Origin of the sequence: Streptomyces sp. NPDC050738, from assembly GCF_040654175.1 — a bacterium.
GTDB lineage: Bacteria > Actinomycetota > Actinomycetes > Streptomycetales > Streptomycetaceae > Streptomyces.
In genome coordinates this window covers 34,714-55,948 of the sequence record NZ_JBFAHN010000017.1, presented here as the reverse complement: position 1 = coordinate 55,948, position 21,235 = coordinate 34,714, and the positions used below count along the sequence as shown (strand labels likewise).

The window sequence follows — 21,235 nt, the reverse complement described above, 5'->3', positions numbered from 1 at the left end:
ATCGGCAGCGAGCCGACCGTAAAACAGTCGCGTGCTGTCCGTGCGGGAACGCTAGCCGGACCCGTCCTCCGGTAGCAGACTCCACCTCGCGCACGAGCCACATCATCCGCGAGCAGAGCCGAAGGGACGGCGAACCATGAGCGGAAACAGGGCAGTCGCGTATCTCAAGCCCGGAGCGGTCGAGGTCAGGACGATCGACTACCCGACGCTTGAACTTCAGGACGGGCCGGGAGTGGCCCCCGCGAACGTCGGCCGCAAGTGCCGGCACGGGGTCATCCTCAAGGTGCTCGCCACCAATATCTGCGGCAGCGACCAGCACATGGTGCGCGGCCGCACCACCGCACCCGAGGGCCTCGTCCTCGGCCACGAGATCACCGGAGAGATCGTCGAGCGCGGCCCGGACGTGGAGTACCTGGACATCGGGGACATCGTCTCGGTGCCGTTCAACATCGCGTGCGGCCGCTGCCGTAACTGCAAGGAGCGCAAGACCGGTATCTGCCTCAACGTGAACCCGGCCCGACCGGGCGCGGCCTATGGCTATGTCGACATGGGCGGCTGGGTGGGCGGCCAGGCCGAGTACGTCCTCGTTCCGTACGCCGACTTCAACGCGCTGCGCTTCCCCGACCGGGACGCGGCCCGCGAGAAGCTGCTCGACCTCACCATGCTGTCCGACATCTTCCCGACCGGATTCCACGGTGCGGTGACGGCGGGCGCGGGGGTCGGGTCGACGGTGTACGTGGCCGGGGCGGGTCCGGTCGGGCTCGCTGCGGCGGCGTCCGCGCAGCTGCTCGGTGCCGCGGTCGTGATCGTGGGCGATCTCAACGCCCAACGCCTGGCCCAGGCACGGAGTTTCGGCTGCGAGACCGTCGACCTCACGCGAGGCCGAGTGGAGGAGCAGATCGCCGAGATCCTGGGCGAGCCCGAGGTGGACGCGGCGGTCGACGCGGTCGGCTTCGAGGCGCGGGGACACGGCCGCGCGGACGCCCCTGAGGCGCCGGCGACCGTGCTCAACTCCCTGATGGGGCTCACGAAGGCGGGCGGGGCGCTGGGCATTCCCGGCCTGTACGTCACCGACGACCCGGGCGGCGTCGACCAGGACGCACGTACGGGGACGCTCAAGGTGCGCCTGGGGCTCGGGTGGGCGAAGAGCCACCGCTTCACCACAGGGCAGTGCCCGGTGATGAAGTACCACCGGGCACTCTCGCAGGCGATCCTGCACGACAAGGTGCACATCGCGAAGGCGGTCAACGCGACGGTCATCGGCATCGAGGACGCGCCGCGCGGCTACGCCGAGTTCGACCAGGGAGCGAGCCGTAAGTACGTACTGGATCCGCATGGCGCACTGAACGGGGTGAACCCGGTCTGACCTGCGGCGACAGCTCTGTGCGGTCGATTGTCAGTGGTGCCGATTACCTTGGAATCACTGAAGATCGGCCGCACAGGCCGGTCCGTGGGGAGGGGTGTGCCATGGCTGCTGCGCGGGCGGGGAAGACGACGTATCTGGAGTTGTCGCAGGACGACGGCGGGGCGCACAAGTTCTACGAGGTGACGGTCAACGGCGTGACGGTTTCGGTGCGTTACGGACGGATCGGCGCGGACGGGCAGCACCAGGTCTCGACGTTCCCGACCGCGGAGAAGGCGAAGGCCGCGGCGGCAAAGAAGATAGGCGAGAAGGCACGAAAGGGGTACGCGCCCGCGGTGCGGGGGCAGCGTGCCGCCCGCCCCGTGACGCGACGTCAGGTGACCTCGGCGCCGTCGACGGCGCGGGCGACGGCACCGGTGCTGTGGCGGTTCCGTACGGGTGCATCGGCCTTCGGGATCCACATCGACGAGGACCGCTGCTGGGTGGGGAACCAGCGCGGCGACGTCTACACCCTGGGGCACGACGGCGAGGTTCTGGCGCGTTTCTCACTGCCGGACGGGGTCAAGTGCCTGGTGGCGGACGACTTCTGGATCTATGCGGGGTGCGACGACGGCAAGGTGTACGACCTGTCGTCGAAGGTGCCCTTCGCCGCCTATGAGATCGCCGACGACGTGGACATCTTCTGGCTGGACATCCGCGAGGGCGTACTGAACGTCGCGGACCGCAACGGCGGGCTGACGGTCATCGACCACGAGGACGAGTTCCAGTGGTCGCGCAGGTCGGCGGGGTCCAGCGCGTGGATGGTGCGAGCGGACGACCGCGCGGTCTTCCACGGTCACAGCCACGGCGTGACGGCCTATGCGGCGGACGGCAGCGGGGAGTTGTGGCACACCCGCACCACGGGGAACGTGCTGTTCGGCTGGCAGGAGGACACGGCCGTCTACGCGGGCACCGGGCGGCGCGTGGTGGAGCGGCTGTCGAAGGCGACGGGCCGGATCGAGGCGACGTACACCTGCGACACAGCGGTGTACTCCTGCGCCACGTCCCCCGGCGGCCGGTTCGTCTTCGCGGGCGACTCCGCCTCCTCGGTGTACTGCTTCGACGCGGACGGCACCCGGCTGTGGAAGCTGGGTACGGGCGGGGGCTCGGCGCTGTCGATGCAGTACCGCGACGAGCGGCTGTACATCGTCACGACGGACGGCTCCCTGGCCTGCATCGACGCGAGCGAGGCTGCGATCGCGGCAGCACAGAGCGGTACGGTTCCGCTCGCCCGGGACGTCAAGGAGGCTGCCGCGCTGCCGACTTACACCCCAGCGGCGACCGTGTCGGCGGTGGCGACGGTCAGTGCGGTGCCCGCACCGGGCGCCGGCATCGTCGTGGAGTGCATCCAGGTGGGCGGACGGCTGCGCGTCCAGGTCGTCTCGGACGGCTATGAGCCGACGTGGCACGTGCAGTTCCCGCGTTCCATACGGCAGATCGGCGCCCGCTATGTGGTGGACGCGCTCCACACCTCGTCGGGTGGCTTCTACCGGGTCCGGGGCGAGATAAAGCGGCTCGTTTGACCCTTCGGGTTTGCCGGTGCGGGCACTGCGCCAGGGATGGGGACATGTCAGAGACAACGCTGGTGCAGTCCGCAGAGGTAAGGGAGGCGCTGGACCGGCGCCGTCCCGTGGTCGCCCTGGAGTCGACGATCATCGCGCACGGCCTGCCGCGGCCCCGCAATCTGCGGGTCGCGGAGGAGCTGGAAGCGCTGGTACGGGAGCGTGGCGCGGTCCCGGCGACGATCGCCGTGCTGGATGGCCGGCCCCATATCGGCCTCGACAAAGCCGAGTTGGAGCGGGTGGCGAGCGACGAGTCGATACGGAAGCTGGGCCACCGGGACCTCGCCCCGGCACTGGCGGCGGGGGCGAGCGGGGCGACGACCGTGTCGGCGACGGCGTTCCTGGCCGCCCGGGCGGGGATCCGGGTCTTCGCCACGGGAGGGCTCGGCGGCGTACACCGGGAGTGGACAGGGACGCAGGACGAGTCGGCGGATCTGCGGCTGCTCGCCCGGACGCGGATCGCGGTGGTGTGTGCGGGGGTGAAGTCGATCCTGGACGTGCCGGCGACGCTGCAGCGGCTGGAGACGCTGGGGGTGGGGATCGTGGGGTACGGGACGGGGACCTTCCCTGGGTTCTATCTGAGCAGCTCGGGCGAGCCGGTGGACTGGACGGTGCACACGCCGGAGGAGGTGGTGGCGGTGATACGGGCGCAGGCGGCGCTCGGCGGGGCGGAGGCGGCGCTGATCGTGGCCAACCCTGTCGCGCAGGCGGACCAGTTGGACCCGGAGCTGCACGACCGGGTGCTCGCGGAGGCGCTGGGCGAGTCCCGTAAGCAGGGGATCGTCGGTCAGGCGGTGACGCCGTTCCTGCTGGAGTATCTGATGAGGAGGACCGAAGGGGCTTCCCTGGAGGCCAACTTGGCGGCGGTGCGGGGCAACGTACGGCTGGCGGCCCGCATAGCGGCGGCGCTGTGAGCACGGCGGCCGGTGCGCTGCTGGTCATCGGGGACGTGGTCACCGACATCGTGGCCCGGCACCGCACCCCGCTCGCCACCGGGACGGACACCGCGGCGGAGATCCGGACGCTGCCAGGCGGCGCGGGGGCCAACGTGGCGTGCTGGGCGGCGGCTTCGGGGGTGTCGGACGTACGGCTGCTGGCGCGGGTGGGGACGGGCTCCGCGTCCTGGCACGAGCAGCGGCTGCGGGACGCCGGAGTGCGGCCGCTGCTGATTCCCGACCCGCACGCGCCGACCGCCACGGTCATCTCCCTGGTCGACGCGGCAGCCGAGCGCACCTTCCTCACCGACAGCGGCGCGGCTCTGCGGCTGGCCGTGGACGACTGGGCACCCGAGCTGCTGGAGGGCGTCGCCCATCTCCACCTCTCCGGCTATCTGTTCTTCGCGGACGTCAGCCGCGATACGGCCCGGCTGGCGGCGCGGGATGCCCGGGCGCGGGGCATCCCCGTCAGCGTGGATCCGGCATCCACCGGGTTCATCACCGCACTGGGCGTGGACTGTTTCCTGGACGCGGTGGAGGGCGCGGACCTTCTGCTGCCCAACGCGGATGAGGCACGTCTGCTCACCGGGCTTGCCGAACCGGCCGACGCGGTGGTCAAGTTGAGCCGCCACTTCCCTCTGGTGGCGGCCACGCTGGGCGCCGGCGGGGCACTGGTGGCAGCCTCCGGTGCGGTGACGGCCCGCGTCCCCGCAACCGAGGTGCGGGCGGTGGATTCGACGGGCGCGGGGGACGCGTTCACCGGCGGCTTCCTCGCGGCGCGGCTGTCGGGGGCCGACGATGCGGCGGCCGCGGCGGCGGGCTGCCGGGCGGGCGCGATGGCGGTGACAGTGATCGGCGGACGGCCGGGGGCGGCATGAGATCTCGTACGGCGGTGAGAGCGGTGGTGTCGGCGGTGGCCGGCTGCGCCCTGGCAGCGGGATGCACGGCCTCGCACGACAACACCACCGAACCGACCCGCACCACAGCCCTGCCACAGACGCAGACACCGACGCCGACGCCGACGCCGACACCGCTGCCTGCCGACTTCGGCACCGAGGACTCGCGCATCGTGCGCTGCGTCGAAGCCGAGGCCCACGTCTCTCCGGTCACCGCCGGGCCGCCGAACCCCCAGGACGTCACCGTCGGCCCGCTGACCTGGAAGGGCCTCAAGGACAGGGCGCGTTCGGATCGCGAAGGATTCGGCACGAAGCAGAGCGACGGCTGGCACTACAAGATCGGTGTGGAGATCACGGCGGGCGCGAGCGCCACCGTGAGTGTCGCCCCGCAGGCCCGCGGCAAGGCGGGCCTCGCCTATGGCCAGCAGTGGGACTACACCGCCGCTCAGGAGGTGGCGTTCCACGCCTGCCCGAAAGCCAGGACCGGTTACATCGGGGGCTTCGTGGTCGCGGACCCCACCGGCCGCAGCTGTCTGCCGCTGGACATCCGCACCGGCGAGGCCCCGCCCCGCCGCATCACGGTCTCGCTCGGTGCCGGGACGTGCCCGGACTAGCCGTTCCAGGCGAGGTGCTCCGGATGATCCATCCGTACGACGACATCCGCGGTCCCCGCCGGGTCGGTCTCCTCCTCGTACCGGCGGAAGGCGGGCAGCGCCCACTGCTCGTCCTCCCCCGTACGACGCTGGAGCGCACCCGGCGAGAGCCGCAGATGCACGCTGAGGTCGAAGGGGAACCAGTGCCCGAACAGCAGCGGCCCGTGCACCAGAACCACCGTGTTCTCCGGCAGTTCCCGGTACGGGCTCCGGGTCGCCCTGTCCTTCACCGGGTCCCACAGATCGGGCAGCACGCGCCCGCTGCCACCCGCCTCCAGCGGCCCGAACACCTCGCGCCACAGGGCACCGGTGTCGAACCACCCGTCGTAGTAGGAGTCGGGGTCCTGTTTCCCGTACTCGAACCGCAGCGAGGCCGGCCGCAGGAACCCCTGCGTCCCCACCACGAACACGGACCGCCCGCGCGCCCGCAGCGCCTCCGCGAGCGACTGCGCCAGCTCGCCCGTGCCGGCGGCCGCCGCCCCGTCGATCGCCACCTTGGCCCACGCCCCGCCGTCGCCCGCCTCGAGTCGGTCCGCACGGCGGGCGAGGAACTCGGTCATCCGTTCCCAGGTGATCGCTTCAAGTCGTCGCACCCGACCATCATCACCGACGGCACACCATTACCCTGCGCACCATGGACCTCGCATTCGCCCAGAAGTTCGCAGCGGAGTGGCAAGACGCCTGGAACTCCCACGACTTGGACCGCATCCTCGCCCACTACGACGAGGACGTGACCTTCTCCTCCCCCATGATCGAGCGCTTCAGCGGCGACCCGTCGGGCACGGTCCGCGGCAGGGCCGCGCTGAGGGAGTACTGGAGCGTGGGCCTCAGCCGCATCCCCGATCTGCGCTTCGAGGTGATGGACGTCCGCGCGAGCGTCGACTCCCTGGTCATCGACTACCGCAACCAGATCGGCGGCCGGGTCTACGAAGTGCTGACGTTCCGCGGCGACCGGATCGTCGCGGGCTTCGGCGCGTACGGAGAGGTGCTCGCCGACTGAGCTAGGAGCAGCCCGCCGGGGCGTCCGCGTCCACCGAGATCGGAGCCCCTTCGGGCAGCAGATAGGTCACGTACAGCACGACCGGATCGCTGCCCAGATTCCGCCCCACATGGATGTGCCTGCCGCCCGCGGGCTCCACGAAGGACTTCCCCGCCGGCGTCGTCTCCACCGAACAGTCGTCGAGCGTCCGCGTCAGCGTGCCCGACTGCACCACGGCGATGACCTGCCCCGGGTGGTAGTGCCACCCCGTCGACCCGCCGGGGGCGATGGTGATCGTCCGTACGACGACGTCCGTGGCCCCCTTGGTCTTGAGCTTCAGCGCCCCCTCCGAGGTCCCTTTCGCGAGGACCGTCGCGCTCACCCCGGTCCCGGGCGTGGCCACGGCGGCCGACGGCACGAGTCCCAGCGCCGCCACACACCCGGCCACGACAAAGGCCTTCCTCATCTGCACCCCTCAGCTCGCGTTCCCCTGCAAACCGCCTCACCGTACTGGCGTCGGCCGTATCCCCCGCATGCGCCCAAACGATCTCAGCCATACGCTCCAGAGGACCGGAGCAGCGCATGTAAGCAAAGTATTCAAAGTTCATTTGCCCGCATAGAAGTATTCCCTTCGCCGCCTTGAAGAGGCAGGATGGCTGACGATCTGCCGAAGCCGATCTCCCGATGCGCGAGACGAGAGAGCAGCTGATGTCGAAACTGGCCACCCCTGCCACAGGCCTCGCCCCGTCCCTGGACGAGGCACCACTGAGGCCCTTCCACCTCCGGGTGACGGCGACGACCTTCGGCGCCAACTTCTCCGACGGCTACGCGCTGGGCATGATCGGCGCGGTCCTCTCCACCCTCACGAGCACCCAGGACCTCTCGGGCGTCTGGCAGGGACTGCTCGGCGCATCGGCCCTGATCGGCCTCTTCTTCGGCTCGATCATCCTGGGCCGGGTCGGCGACATCATCGGCCGCCAGAAGCTCTACATCTACAACTTCGTCCTGATCACGCTGGCCTCGGCGGCGCAATTGTGGGCGAAAGACCCGATGGCGCTCTTCGCGCTCCGCGTCCTGATCGGCTTCGGGCTCGGCGCGGACTACGCGGTCGGCCCCACCATGCTCTCGGAGTTCGCGCCCAAGCGGCTGCGCGGCATCCTGCTCGGCTCGCTGACCGTGATGTGGACGGTCGGTTACGTCATCGCCGGCATCCTGGGCACCTACCTGGGCGACACGGAGAACGGCGCGTACATCCTCCTGGCGACCGGCGCGATCCCGGCCCTGCTGGTGCTCCTGCTCCGTATCGGAACGCCCGAGTCACCCAGCTGGCTGATCAGCCAGGGCAGGGTCGCCGAGGCCCGCTCGATCGCCAACAAGTACCTCAAGTGCGAACTCGGCGACGCGGCGAACGCTCCGGCGTCGACCCACACGAACCACTCGGACGCCTACCGGGAGCTGTTCTCACCGAGTCAGGCCAAGCGGACATGGTTCGGCCTGGTCTTCTACAGCGCGCAGGTGTTGCCGTACTTCGCGATCTACACCTTCATGCCGACGATCCTGGAGACACTCAACGTCCCGGACGTGAACCTCCAGAACCTGCTGCTCAACCTCTTCCTCCTGGCGGGCGGCGTCGTCGGCCTGTGGTTCCTGCAGAACACCGGCCGCCGCCCCCTGGTGATCATCACCTTCGGCATCATGACGGTGGCGCTGTCCTTCGTCGGCGTCTTCGCGAACGCCTCGACGATCGCGCTGATGATCCCGTTCCTCGTCTACACCTTCGTGATGGCGGGCGCATCGAACCTCACCCAGGTCTATCCGGCCGAGCTCTACCCCACGCACCTGCGCGCCACGGGAGTCGGCTTCCTCAACGGGACGAGCCGTATCGCCTCGGCCATCGGCACGTTCATCCTGCCGGTCAGCCTGGACGCCTGGGGACTGAGCTGGTCGATGTACTGGCTGGCGGGAGTGCTGCTGATCGGCACGCTGGCGTCGATCGCCTGGGCGCCGGAGACGAAGGACTCGGTCACGACGTCAGGCGGCTGAACTCCTCCGCACGCAGGAGCGGGCCCGAGGGTATGTCCAACCCCCGGGCCCTTTTGATGCCGCCCTGCTGCGCACGCCGGCACGCTTGAGGGCTCGGATCATTCGTTACGTCGTCGCGCTCTGCCATTGAGCTACCGCCCCAGGAAGAGGGGCGGGCGGGGGTCGAACCCGCAACCGACGACCCTGTCCGGGCCCGGTCGATCCGGCGATGAGCGGCGAATGCTGAGTCTGGAGCAAGAGTCTGAGATTGATCGCGGTCTGCCTCTGCCAGTTGGGCTACCGCGGCACGCAATGCCGCGAGGAGGACTCGAACCTCCACTGGAACCGCGTCGTCACGACAAGCTTCAGTCTGAGCTTGCGCTCCTCGCGCACCCCGGCCGCACGATGGCGCCCGGGGAGTTCTTGGCGGCTACCCGAACAGGTAGCCGAAGACGGCGTCGCCCACCCGCTCGTCCGACACGTCCACGCCATTCGCCTCTTCGCGCGCGAACTTCACGGCCTGCTGAAGCTTCTCCACGCGGGCCAGCACCTCGTTCACGCGCCGGGCGGGCAAGGCGCCCGAGAACTTCACGGTGGTCCAGTACCCCACCGGCACATCCTCGTAATACACCTCGACCTGAGCGGGATGCTGCTCCGTGGCCTCCGCCTTCACGTGGTTGCGCGGCACCTTCTTGGTCCGCACGGTCCGTACGGGCTCGGTCCGCCACGCGTCGGTGGACGGATCCTGCGCCCACGACTCGGATGCGTCCAGCACAGGAAGCTTCCGTACAAAGGTATGGAGATCGGTGAGCTGCTTCTCCAGGAAAAGCAGATAGGAGACCGGCACGGCGCCCACCAACACCCGCCCGTCCACGACGACATCGGCCCGCGCCGAGCAGTTGGCCCAGTCCTTGGTGGCGGTGACATCGAAGAGCCGCGTCAGTGTCGCAGCGGTCTCCCGCAGCACGTCCTCGGCCTGCACCTGCACGCGGGTGGACTCGGGCGGAAGCTGCTCGCCCTCTTCGTCCTTCGGCTGGTACGTACGCGAGATGCCCGACAGCAGCACGGGCTTCTGCAACCCGTGATGGGCGGCGGTGAGGTCCTGGTGGGACTTGGACTTGATTCCCTTTTCGACGGCAATGATCTGATTGAGTTTCGCCACGAAAGGAAAGCTACCAACACCAACTCCCTTTCTTCGAACGAATATTGGACGCCCGATGTCCGACCTCACCGTCATCGAGCCCCGCAGGCCACGGCACTGCGCGGAATGCCACCAAGGGCCGTACCCACGCCTGTTCATGGAATCCGACACTCCGCGCTGCCTGGACTGCGCGGACCTCGGCCACCTCGTCTACCTCCCCCGAGGCGATACGGCACTGACGCGCAGGGCGAGCGAGTACAGCACCCTGTCCGCGGTGGTCGTCCGCTTCAACAGAAACCGCGGGCGCTACGAACGCCAGGGCATCCTCGTCGAGGAGGAAGCCCTCGCACGGGCGGAGGAAGCCTGCCTGGCGGACGAGGAGTCGAGGGCACGCCGCCGTACGAGAGACGCGCAGCGCCGCACCACCCAGGACGCGGCCTTCACGACGGTGCTCGCAGCCGAGATATCCCGCCTCTACCCGTCCTGCCCACCGGAGCGCGCCCAGGAGATCGCCTCCCACGCATCGCTCCGCGGCAGCGGCAGGGTGGGCCGGAGCGCGGCGGGCAGGGCACTGAACGAACACGCCACAACAGCGGCCGTACGAGCGTCGGTTCGCCACGTGGACACCCCCTACGACGAACTGCTCATGGCGGGAACACCACGCAACGCAGCGCGCTCAGTCGTGTCACTGGCCATCGAGGCAGTGCTCGCAGCATGGCGCACCCCGACGGCTCCGCATCCCAACTCCGCACCCCCTGCGTGACTTGACGGTGCATCACGCCGGGCACCTCTTATCCATGACAGTTCGCCCCCTGCTCCTCCTGGACGTGGACGGCCCGCTCAACCCGTACGCGGCACACCTCCCGCGCCTGCACGGCTACGCCACCCACCGCCTCCACCCCTCCAACTGGCTCTCGCGCCAGACCCCGGGTTCCCGGGCGCACCGCCGCGGCCTGCGCGTCCACCTGAACCCCGGCCACGGCGCCCGCCTCACCGCGCTCCCCTTCGAACTGGCCTGGGCTACCACGTGGATGCACGAGGCGAACGAAATGATCGCCCCGGCCATAGGCCTGCCGCCCACACTCCCCGTCATCGAATGGCCCGAGCTCTTCGCACGCGACCCCGACGGCCTCTACTGGAAGACCCGCCCTCTTCTCGAGTGGGCGGCGGGACGCCCCTTCGCCTGGGTGGACGACATGATCACGGACCGGGACACGACTCACATCGCGGAGCACCACGACGCCCCGTCGCTGCTCCTGCGCATCCACCCGCGTCACGGCCTGCGCGCCTCGGACTTCACGACACTCACGCGCTGGGCGAAGTCCCTGTGAGAGCACCCGGCAGGCGGCCGCCTAAGCTGCCGCCCATGACGGACACGCTCCTGGACACACTCGGCTCCGGCAAATACCTCCTGGTCACCACCTACAAACGCGATGGCACCACCGTCCCCACCCCGGTCTGGGTGATCCGCGACGAAAAGGCCCTCGGCGTATGGACCGTGACCGACTCCTGGAAGGTCAAGCGCATCCGCAACCGCGGCGACGTCCTGGTCGGCCCGTGCGACCTGCGCGGCAACCCCACCGGCGCATCGGTCCCGGCCACGGCGGAAATCCTCGACGCCACGGGCACGGCCCGCTACCGCACCCTGCTGGCCCGCAAATACGGACTGATCGGCCGCCTCACCCTGCTCGGGAGCAAGCTCCGAAGGGGCGCCACCGGCACGGTCGGCATCCGCATCACCCTCGTCAACTGACCTGTGGCTCGTCGCCAGGGCGTTGTCACTGGGGCGTTGTCACTGGGGCGTTGTCAGTGGGGTGCTGTTCACTGGAGTCATCACTATCCGTAACCGGCGAGTGGGGGACTCGATGGTGGACAGGGGCAGGTATGTGTCGTTGGCGGGGCTTCGGGGGCGGGGGTGGACACCGGCCATAGTGCGGAATCTGCTGGGCGAGCCGGACCTTTGGGGGCGCAGCTCCCGGGATCGGGCCATGCCTTCGGTGAGGTTGTACGGGGCCGAGCGCGTCGAGGTGGTCGAGCGGGGGGCGAAGTTCACCGCGGCACGGCGGGCCGCGGTGCTGCGTGGGGTCGCCACGGTGCGTGAGGACGGTGGCGGCAGGAGTGCCGCCCTGCTGGCGATGGTCCGGGCCACGCCGATCGTGGTGCCGCGGCTTGCTCCGCGCATCCTCGCCGAGCGGTCCGTACGACACCGGAATCTGATCGACGAGCAGCACGCGCGGGGGCGGGCGGGGCGAGTGCCGGATCCGGCCACCGTCGCCGATGCGGATCCGCCTGCGCTGGCCCGGTGGATGGTCAACTACCTGCGCCATGCGCTGACTCGCTATGACGACCTGTTGCAGGGGCTGATGGACGACTCGGGGCGGGATGCGGCCGAGACTCTGCTGCGGCGGCGGGTGTACGGGGCGATCGCCGCCGTCTATCCGGAGTTGGGCGAGGAGTGCCGACGGCAGCTCCTGGAGCGGGAGGCCGGGGGTGAGAGGTGGGGAAGGTGAAGGTGGTGGAGCTGCGTCAGTCGCGGTGGAGTGCTGACACGGGGTTGTCCTTCGGCTCGCCGCGGGGCCACCAGTCGTCGCGGCCCGGGTCCGACTCGTAGGCGTACCAGCGGTTGTCCTGGCCGAAGCGCAGTTGGAGCGATCCGCCCGGGAGGGTGAGGTGGTTGTGGGTGGGCTGGAAGCGGGGGTAGCCCGCTGCGGCCAGGGCCGGGCGGGCCCGGTCGAACGGGCCTGCGGGCGGGTCCCACACGGTTTCCAGTACGGACAGACCCATGACTCCCGCCGCACCGCCCTGCCGCCAGGCCGCGACCGCCCGCGCCAGGTCGGTGGGGGTCCGGCCGGTGGCCGCCGCGAGGTCGCGGTAGAGCGTACGCGTGGTGGCGGTGAGGCCCGCGGTGGGGCGCGCCGCCGCCCGGCGGACCGCGTCCTGCCAGGCGGTGAGGTGGGCGACGGGGTCGTGCCCGGTGGTGAGGAGGGTGTGCGCGCGGGCTGCCGCGTCCGTGGCGAGGTGGTCGAGGCACAGGGCGTCGACCCGTCCGGGTGCGGTCGGGTACGCCGGCGGCGTGCCCGGGTGCGGGGGGACCTGGAGTGGCGGCGGGAGCGGCGGGAGGTAGCGCACGGTCAGGGCTTCGCGCGCCGGGACTCCGGGAGCCGGGGACGCGGGCGGTGTCTCGCGCGCCGTGTGGGCGGCGTTGCGGTGGCCGAGCTCTTCGAGGAGTTCACGCTCCGCCTTGCCCCGCATGAGGAGCAGGACGAACGGATCCTTGTCGAGGAGGACGGCCGTCTCGTAGCAGAGGGCCGCCGCATGTTTGCAGGGACGGCCGCTGTCCGGGCAGGAACAGGACGGCAGGAGGTCGCCGCGGGCGGGCAGCAGGGCGACACCCGCCTCGGCCGCCGCGTCCACGAGCGAGTGCGGCATGTCCTTGTCGAGGAGCGCCGCGATGTGGCCGGGCTGGGCGGCCGCCTCGTCGAGGAACTGACTCCAGTCGGTGTCCGAGAGCGTCTGGAGGCGCAGTTCGGTGCGGTACGGGCGTGGGCGGCTGCCCTGGACGTAGGCGATGATGCGGCCCGGGGTCACATGGACCGAGAGCACGTGACCCGCCTGCTGATAGCTCCTGCCCCGGGCCAGGCGCGCCGGGTCGAGGGAGAGCGCTTCGAGCGCCTCGACCCACGCCGTACCCCACCAGCTGCTCATCCGGGCCTCCGCAGGGAGACCAGATCGGCGAGCTCCCTGTCACCGAGCTCGGTGAGCGCCGACTCACCGGAACCGAGGACCGCCTCCGCCAACGCCCGCTTGGATTCCAGCATTTCGGCGATGCGGTCCTCCACCGTGCCCTCCGCGATGATGCGGTGCACCTGGACGGGCTGGGTCTGGCCGATGCGGTAGGCACGGTCGGTGGCCTGCTCCTCCACGGCCGGGTTCCACCAGCGGTCGTAGTGGATGACATGGGCCGCCCTGGTGAGGTTCAGTCCGGTGCCGGCCGCCTTGAGGGAGAGCAGGAAGACCGGGGATTCGCCTGACTGGAAGCGGTCCACCATCTCCTCGCGCCGGGCCACCGGCGTTCCCCCGTGCAGGAGTTGGGAGGGGACGCCGCGCGCGGCGAGGTGGTGGGAGAGGAGCTGCGCCATGGCGACGTACTGGGTGAAGATCAGCACCGAGTCGTTCTCCGCCAGGATCGTGTCGAGGAGTTCGTCGAGGAGGGCGAGCTTGCCCGAGCGGCCCGACAGCCGGGTCGGCCCTTCCTTCAGATACTGCGCCGGGTGATTGCAGATCTGTTTGAGGGCGGTCAGCAGCTTCATGATCAGGGCCCGGCGCCCGAACCCCTCATTGCCCTCGATCGCCCCCATCGACTCGCGGACCACCGCCTGGTAGAGGGAGGCCTGTTCACGGGTGAGGGAGACCGGATGGTCCGTCTCCGTCTTGGGCGGCAGCTCGGGGGCGATGCCCGGGTCGGACTTCTTGCGGCGCAGGAGGAAGGGACGCACCAGGCGGGCCAGTCGCTCCACGGCCTGGTCCTCCTCGCCGTTCTCCACGATGCGGGCATGGCGGGCGCGGAAGGTCTTCAGCGAGCCGAGCAGGCCGGGTGTCGTCCAGTCGAGGAGCGCCCACAGCTCGGAGAGGTTGTTCTCGACCGGGGTGCCGGTCAGGGCGACGCGGGCCGGCGTGGGGATCGTACGCAGGGCTTTGGCCGTCGCCGCGTTCGGGTTCTTGATGTGCTGCGCCTCGTCGGCGACCACCATCCCCCATTCCTGGGCCGCCAGTTGGGGAGCGCTGGTGCGCATCGTGCCGTACGTGGTGAGGACGAAGCCGCCCTCGTCGAGGACGGAGAGCGAGCGGTCGGTGCCGTGAAAGCGGCGCACGGGCACGCCGGGGGCGAACCGGGTGATCTCCCGCTGCCAGTTGCCCATCAGGGAGGCGGGGCAGACCACCAGGGTCGGCTCGCGGCGGTCACGGTGGAGATGGAGGGCGATGACGGTGATCGTCTTGCCCAGGCCCATGTCGTCGGCGAGGCAGCCGCCCAGTCCCAGCGAGGTCATCAGGTCCAGCCAGGACAGGCCGCGCAGCTGATAGTCGCGCAGGGTGGCGTTCAGCCCGGGCGGCTGGGGGTGCGGGGGCAGCTCTCCGGTGAGGCGCGCGTGGAGGGTGGCGAGCGCGCCCACGGGGACCGCGTCGACCGTCTCTCCGTCGACTTCCGCGCTGCCGGTCAGGGCGACGGAGAGTGCGTCCACCGGCTCCAGCAGGCCCAGTTCCCGCTTGCGGGCCTTGCGTACGAGATCGGGATCGACCACCACCCACTGGTCGCGCAGGCGCACGATCGGGCGGTGCGACTCCGCGAGGATGTCCATCTCGGATTCGGTCAGCTTGTCCTCGCCGAGGGCCAACTGCCAGCTGAAGGAGAAGAGTTCCTCCGCGTCGAAGAACGACGTGCCGTCGGTGGCCGAGCCCGGCGCCGGGCGTACCACCGCGGTGGCCGTGAGCGAGCGGGCCAGCTCGCGCGGCCAGTGCACCGCCACGCCGGCGGCCGCGAGCTGTGCCGCGGCCGGGCCGAGCAGGTCGTACAGCTCCTCCTCGGTCAGCGGCAGTACATCGGGCACCCGCCGCTCGAGGAGCTCGGCCAGCGGGGGCCACACGCGGGCCGCCCGGCGCAGCGCGAGCACGGCGTCGATCCGCACCCGTGGCCCGAAGTGTTCGTCTCCATCGCCCGCCCAGAGGCGGCCCGCGTCGAGGACGAGTGTCGGGTCGGCGAGGCTGTGCACCTGGACGACGGCGGCACCCGCCCGCCGCTCGCCCTGCTCGGAGTCCGCGGCGTGGTCGAAGAGGTCGTACCCGGAGAAGTCGAGCCGGAGCGAGATCTGCACCCCCGCGTCCGTGCCCGCCGCCACCTCCACCGCCCACTCGCGCAGGCCGGGGAGGTGCTGCCGCTCCTGCGCCGCATAGGGGGCGCCCTCGGCGTGCGCGGCTGCCGGGGTGCGCGGCAGGGTGTCGGCGACCGCGTCGAGGAACGAGCGTACGAGCGCTTCCGGTTGGGGCACTTCCAGCGGCGTCCGGCCGGGCAGCGGTGCCGCGTACGCCTGAGGGGGCATCGATGCCGCGACCGCCCTCAGGTGCGCCACGTCCTCGGCGTCCAGCGGGCCGGCCCGCCAGGCGTCGTGGTCGTCGGCGGTCAGTCCGGGGAGCAGTCGCCCGCGCGCCGCGAGCTGCAGGGCGTGCAGCGCGGCCGCACCCCAGCAGCGGGCGGCCGGGTGGGCCACCGGGCTGTGCCGTGCGGCGACCAGGACGGGCAGCGCCTCGGTGACGGTGAGGGTGACCGCCGGGACCGTACGACGGCGGGCCGCGGAGCCCTGGAGCGTGACGACCGTGAGCTCGTCGGGGCCCGGCGGGAGGGTGCCGTCCGGGTCCCAGAAGGCGAACCGGCCCGCACGCGGCACGGATCCCGGCAGGAAGACCGCCGCACGGCGCACCAGAGCCGCCGCCTCGGCCCGGGGTGTCTCCTCCACGCCGCCCACCCGCCCCTCCCCGCTCGCGTCCCGTCCAGGTTCTGATCTCGTCGCGAGTCTAGGCGCGGGGTCCGACAACGCCGGTGACCAGGCCGTCCGTGCAGCTCAGGGCGTGCTCGTCACCTGTTGCAGCACGTGGTCGAGGAGTGTTTCGACCAGCTTCTTCGACTCCTCGTCGAGGTCGTCGTCGGCGGGGACCTCAAGGACGGTTCCCCAGGGAGATTCCGTGAGCCCTTCGTCCCGGGCGATCGCATACGCCTCCAGGTTGTCGGTGATCATCGTCAGCAGCTGCTGGAACCGCTCCTCGCCCAGCCGGGTCCGGAGCTGCTCCATCAGCAGCACGGTGTAGGAGTCCACCTCGTCGCTCATGTCGGAACCGTAGGCACCCGGCTCGCACACCGGGGCCGTATCCCTGCTCGACCACTCGTACGAGTGCACGAGCGGCATCGGAGCGCACGGTCGGCGCGCGGAGCTCGGCGCACGCCGTCCCAGAGGCAGGAAATCCGGCTGACGCGGAGCCCCCCGACCATGCAGGGTGAGGGCTCCCCGTCCGCACCCACCCGCAGGAGGCGACCGCCATGGTCCAGCGCACCACCGTGCCCACACTCTTCCCGCCCCCCATGTACGCCCATGCCGCCGTGGTCGAAGCCGGGCAGCGGCTCGCCTTCATGGCCGGCTCCGTGCCGCTCGACGCCAAGGGAAATCTCGTCGGCGAGGGCGACCCGGTCCGCCAGACGCAGCAGGTCATCGCCAACCTCGACGAAGCACTGCGAGCCGTCGGCAGTGATCTCTCGCAGACCGTGGCCACCACCGTGTACGTCGTGGGCGACGAGCCCGGAGTGCTCACCGAGGTCTGGGAGGTCGTACGGGCCTCCGGCCTCAGCGACGGGCCCCACACCTCGACCCTGCTGGGCGTCTCCTGCCTGGGCTACACCGGACAGCTGGTGGAGATCACCGCGACCGCCGTCGTGCCATAGCCGCCGTGCGGCCGTGCCGCGGGGGTCCCCCGGGCGGCCGAGCACCGGATGCCGTACGGCCGCGGTCACGGCAGGGTTGCCTGCGACAGCGACTCTCCGTACAGACGAGGACTGCTCATGTCCGATCCCCGGCACCGGCGTCTCGGCATCATCGCCGGGGCGATGCTCCTGCCCCTCGCCGTCGCGGGCTGCTCCGGCCTCGGCCGCAGCGCCGTCGGCACCATCTCGTACACGACGCAGGACGGCAGGGTCATCAGTGAGACCAGCCCGTCCGTCAGGGGCTGCCACGTGCTCCTGGGCGAAGGCGGCGCGAAGGAGATCCTCAACAACACGCTGGTCGACCTGGTCATGTACCCCAACGCGGACTGCACCGGCGAACCGTCGGCGTACTCGGCCACCACGCTGACGAACCGGGTCGCGCCGACCACCAAGAACTGGCACAGCTTCACGATCGTCCACTGACCGCGCGCAGGCCGTATGGCTCGCACCCCGCAGTGCGGGGTGCGAGCCATACGGCCTGCGTGGCGGTCCGAGTACTACGCCCGCCTGCGGACCAGCGTGACCAAGGGCTTCGCGTGGTGGCGGCGGGCCCGGGCGATCAGGACCAGCGGCACGATCAGGACGAGGGGCATGAAGGCGTTCTGCGGGTCGAGCAGCGTCAGCTGGACGGCCGACGCGCCGATCATGAGTCCGATGTACGCCACTGCGGCCGCACTGGCCAGTGCGGGGATGAAGAGAAGCGCCACGGCACCGGAGAACTCCAGCGCACCGATCACATACATCGACCAGTGGGCCCAGCCCATGCGGTCGAACGACTCCACGGCGTCGGACTGCGCGATGAGCTTGGCGAAGCCGCTGAAACCGTAGAGCAGGGCGAGCAGGATCTGAGCGGTGCGCAGGACGACGGCACCGCGGGTGCGGGTGCGGGTCGTGCCGATGGTGGCAGGGGCGCTGGTCTGGGTGGCGGCGGCGTCGGACATGGTGTTCTCCTCCGGGAAGCGTTCCGTTGCTTACGAAGGGGTAGACCGGGCCGCGGCCCGGAACTCATCGCTGCGGCAGCGCCCGCACCCAAGTTCCGTCTTCCGTCAGGTATTTGTCGACGAGAAGGCCGGCCCCGGCCAGGTGGTGCTCGAACTCCTCCTTGGTCAGCGCGCGCGACTGGAACGTCTGGGTCCAGGTCGCGTCGGGGTAGATGTACTCGCAGTACAGCGTGTCGACGCCGTCGCCGACCGGCGTCGCCGACTCGATCCGCACGATCCCGCCCGCGCCGTTGTCGCGTTCGCGCGGCAGCCGGGTGTGCCAGTCGAGGCCCTCGCGCTGGATCAGGACACAGCCGTCGGGCGTCCGCACGCCCGGGCCGGTCCCTCCGTACCCCTCACGCTTCGCATCGCTCATGTACCGCACAACGAACGGCTGTTGACCGCCGTTCCCTACAGCTCGAACCAGCCGTGGCCGATGTACCAATGCCCGCCGGCGAGGAGGTGGCCTGCGACGGCCCGCTCCACTCCGGTGCGCTGCGGGAGCGTCGCGGGGTCCAGTTCGGGGTTGCCGAAGACGAAGGAGACGGGCTCCCGGTCGCTCGGCTCCTCCGACCGGTAGGCGGTGCGGAACAGGTCCTGGAAGTGCACGATGTTGGAGTCGGCGGGCAGATACGACCGCAGTTGCGGATCGAGGAGCCAGGAGTGGCAGACCGCCACCCGGCAGGGCTCATCGGGAAAGTGGCGTGCGAAGAACTCCTTGGCCGAGGCGATGGATTCGGCGCAGGCACGGGGCGTCAACGGGCCCAGAAAGTCCGGGACATGAACGCTCAGGCAGGGGTCGCCCGGCGCGGAGGGCATCCCGGCCGCACGAATCGCCCGCCCCGTCCGGCCGCCGAGTACGGCGCGCTGGAAGTGCAGCCGCCCGAGCTGATAGATCTCCCCCCGGAAATGCAGCCGCATCCATCCCGGCACGCTCAGCCCACCGCTGCCGTGCCGCCTGCGGTGCACGGCCACCTGGCGCCCCAGATCGGCCAGGGTGTGCCTGGCGATGCGCTCGGGTATCCCGCGCTCCTGGTGGTACGCCCTGACGTACGGCAGCGCCGCCACGCACACGAACACCGGGAACCAGTGCTCCAGCGCCCCCAATCCGTCCGGCAGGGGCGGCAGTTCGGAGTAGAGCTCCACCGTCCCCAGGTCCCGCACCAGCGCCTCGACGGACCGCTCCAGCAGATCCGCCAGCTCCGGTTCGTCCGTGAACCTGCGTCCCAGAACGACCAGTTCGTTGATGTCCTCGTGCGGCACCGCGAGATCCAGCAGCACCGCGGGCAGATCCTCCATGGGCAGCATGCGCGCCACCCTAACCAGTCACCGACTGACACGGCCCCACACCGGGTACAACCTCAGTAAGAGGCGATGACCATGCGCACAGGGAGTGAGCCGACGACCGCACGCAGTCCGCTTCGGATGCGGTTCTGGCTGAGCATCTGGGGTCTGATCTGGGCGATCGGCGGCACGGTGGCCTTCACGGCCGCGGACCGCCCGGGCTGGGCGGCGGCATGCGGCGCGCTGGCCGCGGTCATCGCGGTGGACCTGACCATGATCGTCCGCCACATCCATCAGGGTCCGCACTACCAGCCGGGGCGCGACGTCCCTCCGTACGAACCGGACCGGGGCGGCCGGCGCCGCTAGATACGCGGCCGAGGTCAGTCCTCGCCGTCGAAACGGGCCGCCTTGAGGTACTCGGGCTTCGGGTCCAGGGCTGCCGCGAGGCGGAAGTGGCGGCGGGCCTGTTCCGGGCGGCCCGCCCGCTCGAAGGTGCGGGCCAGCGCGAAGTGGGCGAACGCATTGTCCGGCTCGCGCTCCAGGACCAGCTGGAACTCCAGCTCTGCCGGGCGCAGTTGGGCCGCCGCGAAGAAGGAGCGGGCACGCAGCAGTCGGGCCGCGGTGTTCTCCGGGTGGGCCGCGATGACCTCGTCCAGCAGCTTCACGGCCCCGCGCGGGTCCCGGGCGGCGAGCAGCTGCTCAGCGGCGCGGTAGTCGATGACATGGGTCTCTGGGGTGCTGTGGGACACGCTTCCATTCCTTCCCGATACTCACCTGCGCAACGCATCCCGCGTCCCTCGTATTCCGGTCGCGGTGCGCTCAGAACCCTGCGACGAGCAGCGCCAGGCCCAGGGTCAGGACCGCCGCCCCCGCCGCCACGAACCACCGGTCGACCGCTGTCGGCTCGCGGCCGAGGAGGACCACGTCCCGTGGGTCCTCCGGTGCGTACGAGAGCTCGGCCCGTGTCCCCGGCTCCAGCGGTACGGGTGAGGGGATCTCCAGGACGCGCCCGTCGACGGTCTCGAACTGCAGGAGCGGCCGGTCGGCGCCCGGCGGTGCGGGTTTCACCAGCGCCCAGGCGCGCAGGCCCGCCTCGCCGATGCGCCGGGTCTGCCGCAGCCCGTGGGCACCCGCGAGCAGCGCGACCAGGCCGCCGAAGGCGGTGAACCCTGCCAGCACGATCAGCACGGAGGCGATCGTAGTGCGGGGCGTCCCCCGGCGGGGAGGCTTTGACGCAGGGCTAACGCCCCGCGCGCTCCGTCAGTTCCGCCCAGACCTTGCGGACCTGCGGCTCCAGGGCGGGCAGCGGCCCGTCGTTGTCGATGAGGAGATCCGCGATCGCACGGCGATCGTCGCGGGTGGCCTGCGCCGCCATCCGCGCCTGCGCCTCCTGCTCCGCCATGCCCCGCAGCCGTACCAGACGGCGCAGTTGGGTCTCGGGGGACGCGTCGACGACGACGACCAGGTCGTAGAGCGGGGCCAGCGCGTTCTCCGCCAGCAGCGGGACGTCGTGGACGACCACCGCGTCCGGCGCGGCGGCTCGCTCCAGCTCTGCGGAGCGGGCACCGACCAGCGGGTGCACGATCGCGTTCAGGGTCCGCAGTTTCGCCTGGTCGGCGAAGACGATCGAGCCCAGTTTCGGGCGGTCCAACGACCCGTCGGCGGCGAGCACTTCTTCACCGAAGGCTTCGACGACGGCCGCGAGCCCGGGAGTTCCCGGCTCGACGACCTCGCGAGCAATTTTGTCGGCGTCGATCAGCACCGCCCCGTATGAGACGAGCAGCCGCGACACTTCACTCTTGCCGGCGCCGATTCCGCCGGTCAGGCCCACTTTCAGCATGGGCGGAATCCTAGGG

General features: G+C 70.6%; 25 protein-coding genes and 1 pseudogene. 14 read left to right on the top strand and 12 right to left on the bottom strand.

Translation table 11 applies throughout. The annotated features are described in order from the left end of the window. Nucleotides 1-136 precede the first annotated feature (136 nt). From fdhA to AB0H78_RS32005, 5 genes are all read left to right on the top strand, one after another. Entirely contained in the window at nt 137-1,366 is a 1,230-nt protein-coding gene (fdhA, locus tag AB0H78_RS32025; RefSeq protein WP_363238207.1) for a formaldehyde dehydrogenase, glutathione-independent, read from the top strand. A gap of 101 nt (nt 1,367-1,467) precedes the next feature. Next, entirely contained in the window at nt 1,468-2,925 is a 1,458-nt protein-coding gene (locus tag AB0H78_RS32020; RefSeq protein ID WP_363238206.1) for a WGR domain-containing protein, read from the top strand. Between the two features lie 44 nt (nt 2,926-2,969). After that, nucleotides 2,970-3,878: a pseudouridine-5'-phosphate glycosidase gene (locus tag AB0H78_RS32015; RefSeq protein ID WP_363238205.1), complete on the top strand. Its 909-nt coding sequence runs from the start codon at nt 2,970-2,972 to the stop codon at nt 3,876-3,878. Further along, nucleotides 3,875-4,777 carry a PfkB family carbohydrate kinase gene (locus AB0H78_RS32010; RefSeq protein ID WP_363238204.1) on the top strand — a complete coding sequence of 301 codons (903 nt, stop codon included), beginning with the start codon at nt 3,875-3,877 and terminating at the stop codon, nt 4,775-4,777. The genes AB0H78_RS32015 and AB0H78_RS32010 overlap by 4 nt, the downstream gene beginning before the upstream one ends. Next, on the top strand, nt 4,774-5,409 hold the full coding sequence (locus AB0H78_RS32005) for a hypothetical protein (protein WP_363238203.1): 636 nt from the start codon (nt 4,774-4,776) through the stop codon (nt 5,407-5,409). The genes AB0H78_RS32010 and AB0H78_RS32005 overlap by 4 nt, the downstream gene beginning before the upstream one ends. Here the strand turns inward: AB0H78_RS32005 and AB0H78_RS32000 are convergent. Further along, a complete protein-coding gene (locus AB0H78_RS32000) occupies nt 5,406-6,008 on the bottom strand; it encodes a uridine kinase (protein WP_363238321.1) in 603 nt (200 codons plus the stop codon). The two genes, AB0H78_RS32005 and AB0H78_RS32000, sit on opposite strands and share 4 nt — an antisense overlap. A gap of 74 nt (nt 6,009-6,082) precedes the next feature. On the opposite strand from AB0H78_RS32000, the gene AB0H78_RS31995 reads away from it, so the two are divergent. After that, the gene (locus AB0H78_RS31995) at nt 6,083-6,448 is read left to right on the top strand and encodes a nuclear transport factor 2 family protein (protein ID WP_363238202.1); all 366 of its coding nucleotides are present in this window, start codon (nt 6,083-6,085) and stop codon (nt 6,446-6,448) included. Between the two features lies 1 nt (nt 6,449). Here AB0H78_RS31995 and AB0H78_RS31990 read toward each other — a convergent pair whose 3' ends face one another. Then, nucleotides 6,450-6,893, bottom strand: a complete 444-nt coding sequence (locus AB0H78_RS31990) for a cupin domain-containing protein (RefSeq protein ID WP_363238201.1) — start codon at nt 6,891-6,893, stop codon at nt 6,450-6,452. Between the two features lie 218 nt (nt 6,894-7,111). Here AB0H78_RS31990 and AB0H78_RS31985 point away from each other — a divergent pair, with 218 nt between their 5' ends. Beyond that, the gene (locus tag AB0H78_RS31985) at nt 7,112-8,470 is read left to right on the top strand and encodes an MFS transporter (RefSeq protein ID WP_363238200.1); all 1,359 of its coding nucleotides are present in this window, start codon (nt 7,112-7,114) and stop codon (nt 8,468-8,470) included. A gap of 409 nt (nt 8,471-8,879) precedes the next feature. Here AB0H78_RS31985 and AB0H78_RS31980 read toward each other — a convergent pair whose 3' ends face one another. After that, a complete protein-coding gene (locus AB0H78_RS31980; protein ID WP_363238198.1) occupies nt 8,880-9,611 on the bottom strand; it encodes a hypothetical protein in 732 nt (243 codons plus the stop codon). A gap of 55 nt (nt 9,612-9,666) precedes the next feature. Between AB0H78_RS31980 and AB0H78_RS31975 the strand changes: the two genes are divergently transcribed. From AB0H78_RS31975 to AB0H78_RS31960, 4 genes are all read left to right on the top strand, one after another. Further along, nucleotides 9,667-10,353 (top strand): DUF2293 domain-containing protein, encoded by a 687-nt coding sequence (locus tag AB0H78_RS31975; RefSeq protein WP_363238197.1) that lies wholly within the window; start codon nt 9,667-9,669, stop codon nt 10,351-10,353. Nucleotides 10,354-10,387: 34 nt separating this feature from the next. Next, nucleotides 10,388-10,921, top strand: a complete 534-nt coding sequence (locus AB0H78_RS31970) for a hypothetical protein (RefSeq protein WP_363238196.1) — start codon at nt 10,388-10,390, stop codon at nt 10,919-10,921. Nucleotides 10,922-10,956: 35 nt separating this feature from the next. Further along, nucleotides 10,957-11,343 (top strand): PPOX class F420-dependent oxidoreductase, encoded by a 387-nt coding sequence (locus tag AB0H78_RS31965; protein ID WP_363238195.1) that lies wholly within the window; start codon nt 10,957-10,959, stop codon nt 11,341-11,343. Between the two features lie 235 nt (nt 11,344-11,578). Further along, entirely contained in the window at nt 11,579-12,100 is a 522-nt protein-coding gene (locus AB0H78_RS31960) for a hypothetical protein (protein ID WP_363238194.1), read from the top strand. A gap of 16 nt (nt 12,101-12,116) precedes the next feature. Here AB0H78_RS31960 and AB0H78_RS31955 read toward each other — a convergent pair whose 3' ends face one another. The 3 genes from AB0H78_RS31955 to AB0H78_RS31945 form a co-directional block, all read right to left on the bottom strand. Further along, a complete protein-coding gene (locus tag AB0H78_RS31955; protein WP_363238193.1) occupies nt 12,117-13,295 on the bottom strand; it encodes an SWIM zinc finger family protein in 1,179 nt (392 codons plus the stop codon). After that, a complete protein-coding gene (locus AB0H78_RS31950; RefSeq protein ID WP_363238191.1) occupies nt 13,292-16,099 on the bottom strand; it encodes an SNF2-related protein in 2,808 nt (935 codons plus the stop codon). The genes AB0H78_RS31955 and AB0H78_RS31950 overlap by 4 nt, the downstream gene beginning before the upstream one ends. A 105-nt stretch (nt 16,100-16,204) precedes the next feature. Beyond that, on the bottom strand, nt 16,205-16,468 hold the full coding sequence (locus AB0H78_RS31945; RefSeq protein WP_363238190.1) for a hypothetical protein: 264 nt from the start codon (nt 16,466-16,468) through the stop codon (nt 16,205-16,207). A 209-nt stretch (nt 16,469-16,677) separates the two neighbouring features. Here AB0H78_RS31945 and AB0H78_RS31940 point away from each other — a divergent pair, with 209 nt between their 5' ends. Beyond that, the gene (locus AB0H78_RS31940; RefSeq protein ID WP_363238189.1) at nt 16,678-17,076 is read left to right on the top strand and encodes a RidA family protein; all 399 of its coding nucleotides are present in this window, start codon (nt 16,678-16,680) and stop codon (nt 17,074-17,076) included. A 117-nt stretch (nt 17,077-17,193) separates the two neighbouring features. Beyond that, on the top strand, nt 17,194-17,538 hold the full coding sequence (locus AB0H78_RS31935; protein WP_363238187.1) for a hypothetical protein: 345 nt from the start codon (nt 17,194-17,196) through the stop codon (nt 17,536-17,538). 74 nt (nt 17,539-17,612) lie between these two features. Here the strand turns inward: AB0H78_RS31935 and AB0H78_RS31930 are convergent, their stop codons facing one another. The 3 genes and pseudogenes from AB0H78_RS31930 to AB0H78_RS31920 all read right to left on the bottom strand — a co-directional run bounded on the left by AB0H78_RS31930 (nt 17,613) and on the right by AB0H78_RS31920 (nt 19,403). Beyond that, nucleotides 17,613-18,056 (bottom strand): DoxX family protein, encoded by a 444-nt coding sequence (locus AB0H78_RS31930; RefSeq protein WP_363238186.1) that lies wholly within the window; start codon nt 18,054-18,056, stop codon nt 17,613-17,615. A 64-nt stretch (nt 18,057-18,120) separates the two neighbouring features. Continuing rightward, nucleotides 18,121-18,411 (bottom strand): annotated as a pseudogene (locus AB0H78_RS31925) (SAM-dependent methyltransferase); the annotation flags it as partial. A 95-nt stretch (nt 18,412-18,506) separates the two neighbouring features. Continuing rightward, on the bottom strand, nt 18,507-19,403 hold the full coding sequence (locus AB0H78_RS31920) for an acyltransferase domain-containing protein (RefSeq protein ID WP_363238185.1): 897 nt from the start codon (nt 19,401-19,403) through the stop codon (nt 18,507-18,509). A 72-nt stretch (nt 19,404-19,475) separates the two neighbouring features. Here AB0H78_RS31920 and AB0H78_RS31915 point away from each other — a divergent pair, with 72 nt between their 5' ends. Continuing rightward, entirely contained in the window at nt 19,476-19,745 is a 270-nt protein-coding gene (locus AB0H78_RS31915; protein WP_363238184.1) for a DUF6343 family protein, read from the top strand. Between the two features lie 14 nt (nt 19,746-19,759). On the opposite strand, the gene AB0H78_RS31910 is transcribed toward AB0H78_RS31915, so the two are convergent. The 3 genes from AB0H78_RS31910 to coaE form a co-directional block, all read right to left on the bottom strand. Next, the gene (locus AB0H78_RS31910) at nt 19,760-20,128 is read right to left on the bottom strand and encodes a tetratricopeptide repeat protein (RefSeq protein WP_363238183.1); all 369 of its coding nucleotides are present in this window, start codon (nt 20,126-20,128) and stop codon (nt 19,760-19,762) included. A 70-nt stretch (nt 20,129-20,198) separates the two neighbouring features. Then, the gene (locus AB0H78_RS31905; protein WP_363238181.1) at nt 20,199-20,567 is read right to left on the bottom strand and encodes a hypothetical protein; all 369 of its coding nucleotides are present in this window, start codon (nt 20,565-20,567) and stop codon (nt 20,199-20,201) included. Nucleotides 20,568-20,619: 52 nt separating this feature from the next. Further along, nucleotides 20,620-21,219: a dephospho-CoA kinase gene (gene coaE / locus AB0H78_RS31900; protein ID WP_363238180.1), complete on the bottom strand. Its 600-nt coding sequence runs from the start codon at nt 21,217-21,219 to the stop codon at nt 20,620-20,622. Nucleotides 21,220-21,235 lie beyond the last annotated feature (16 nt).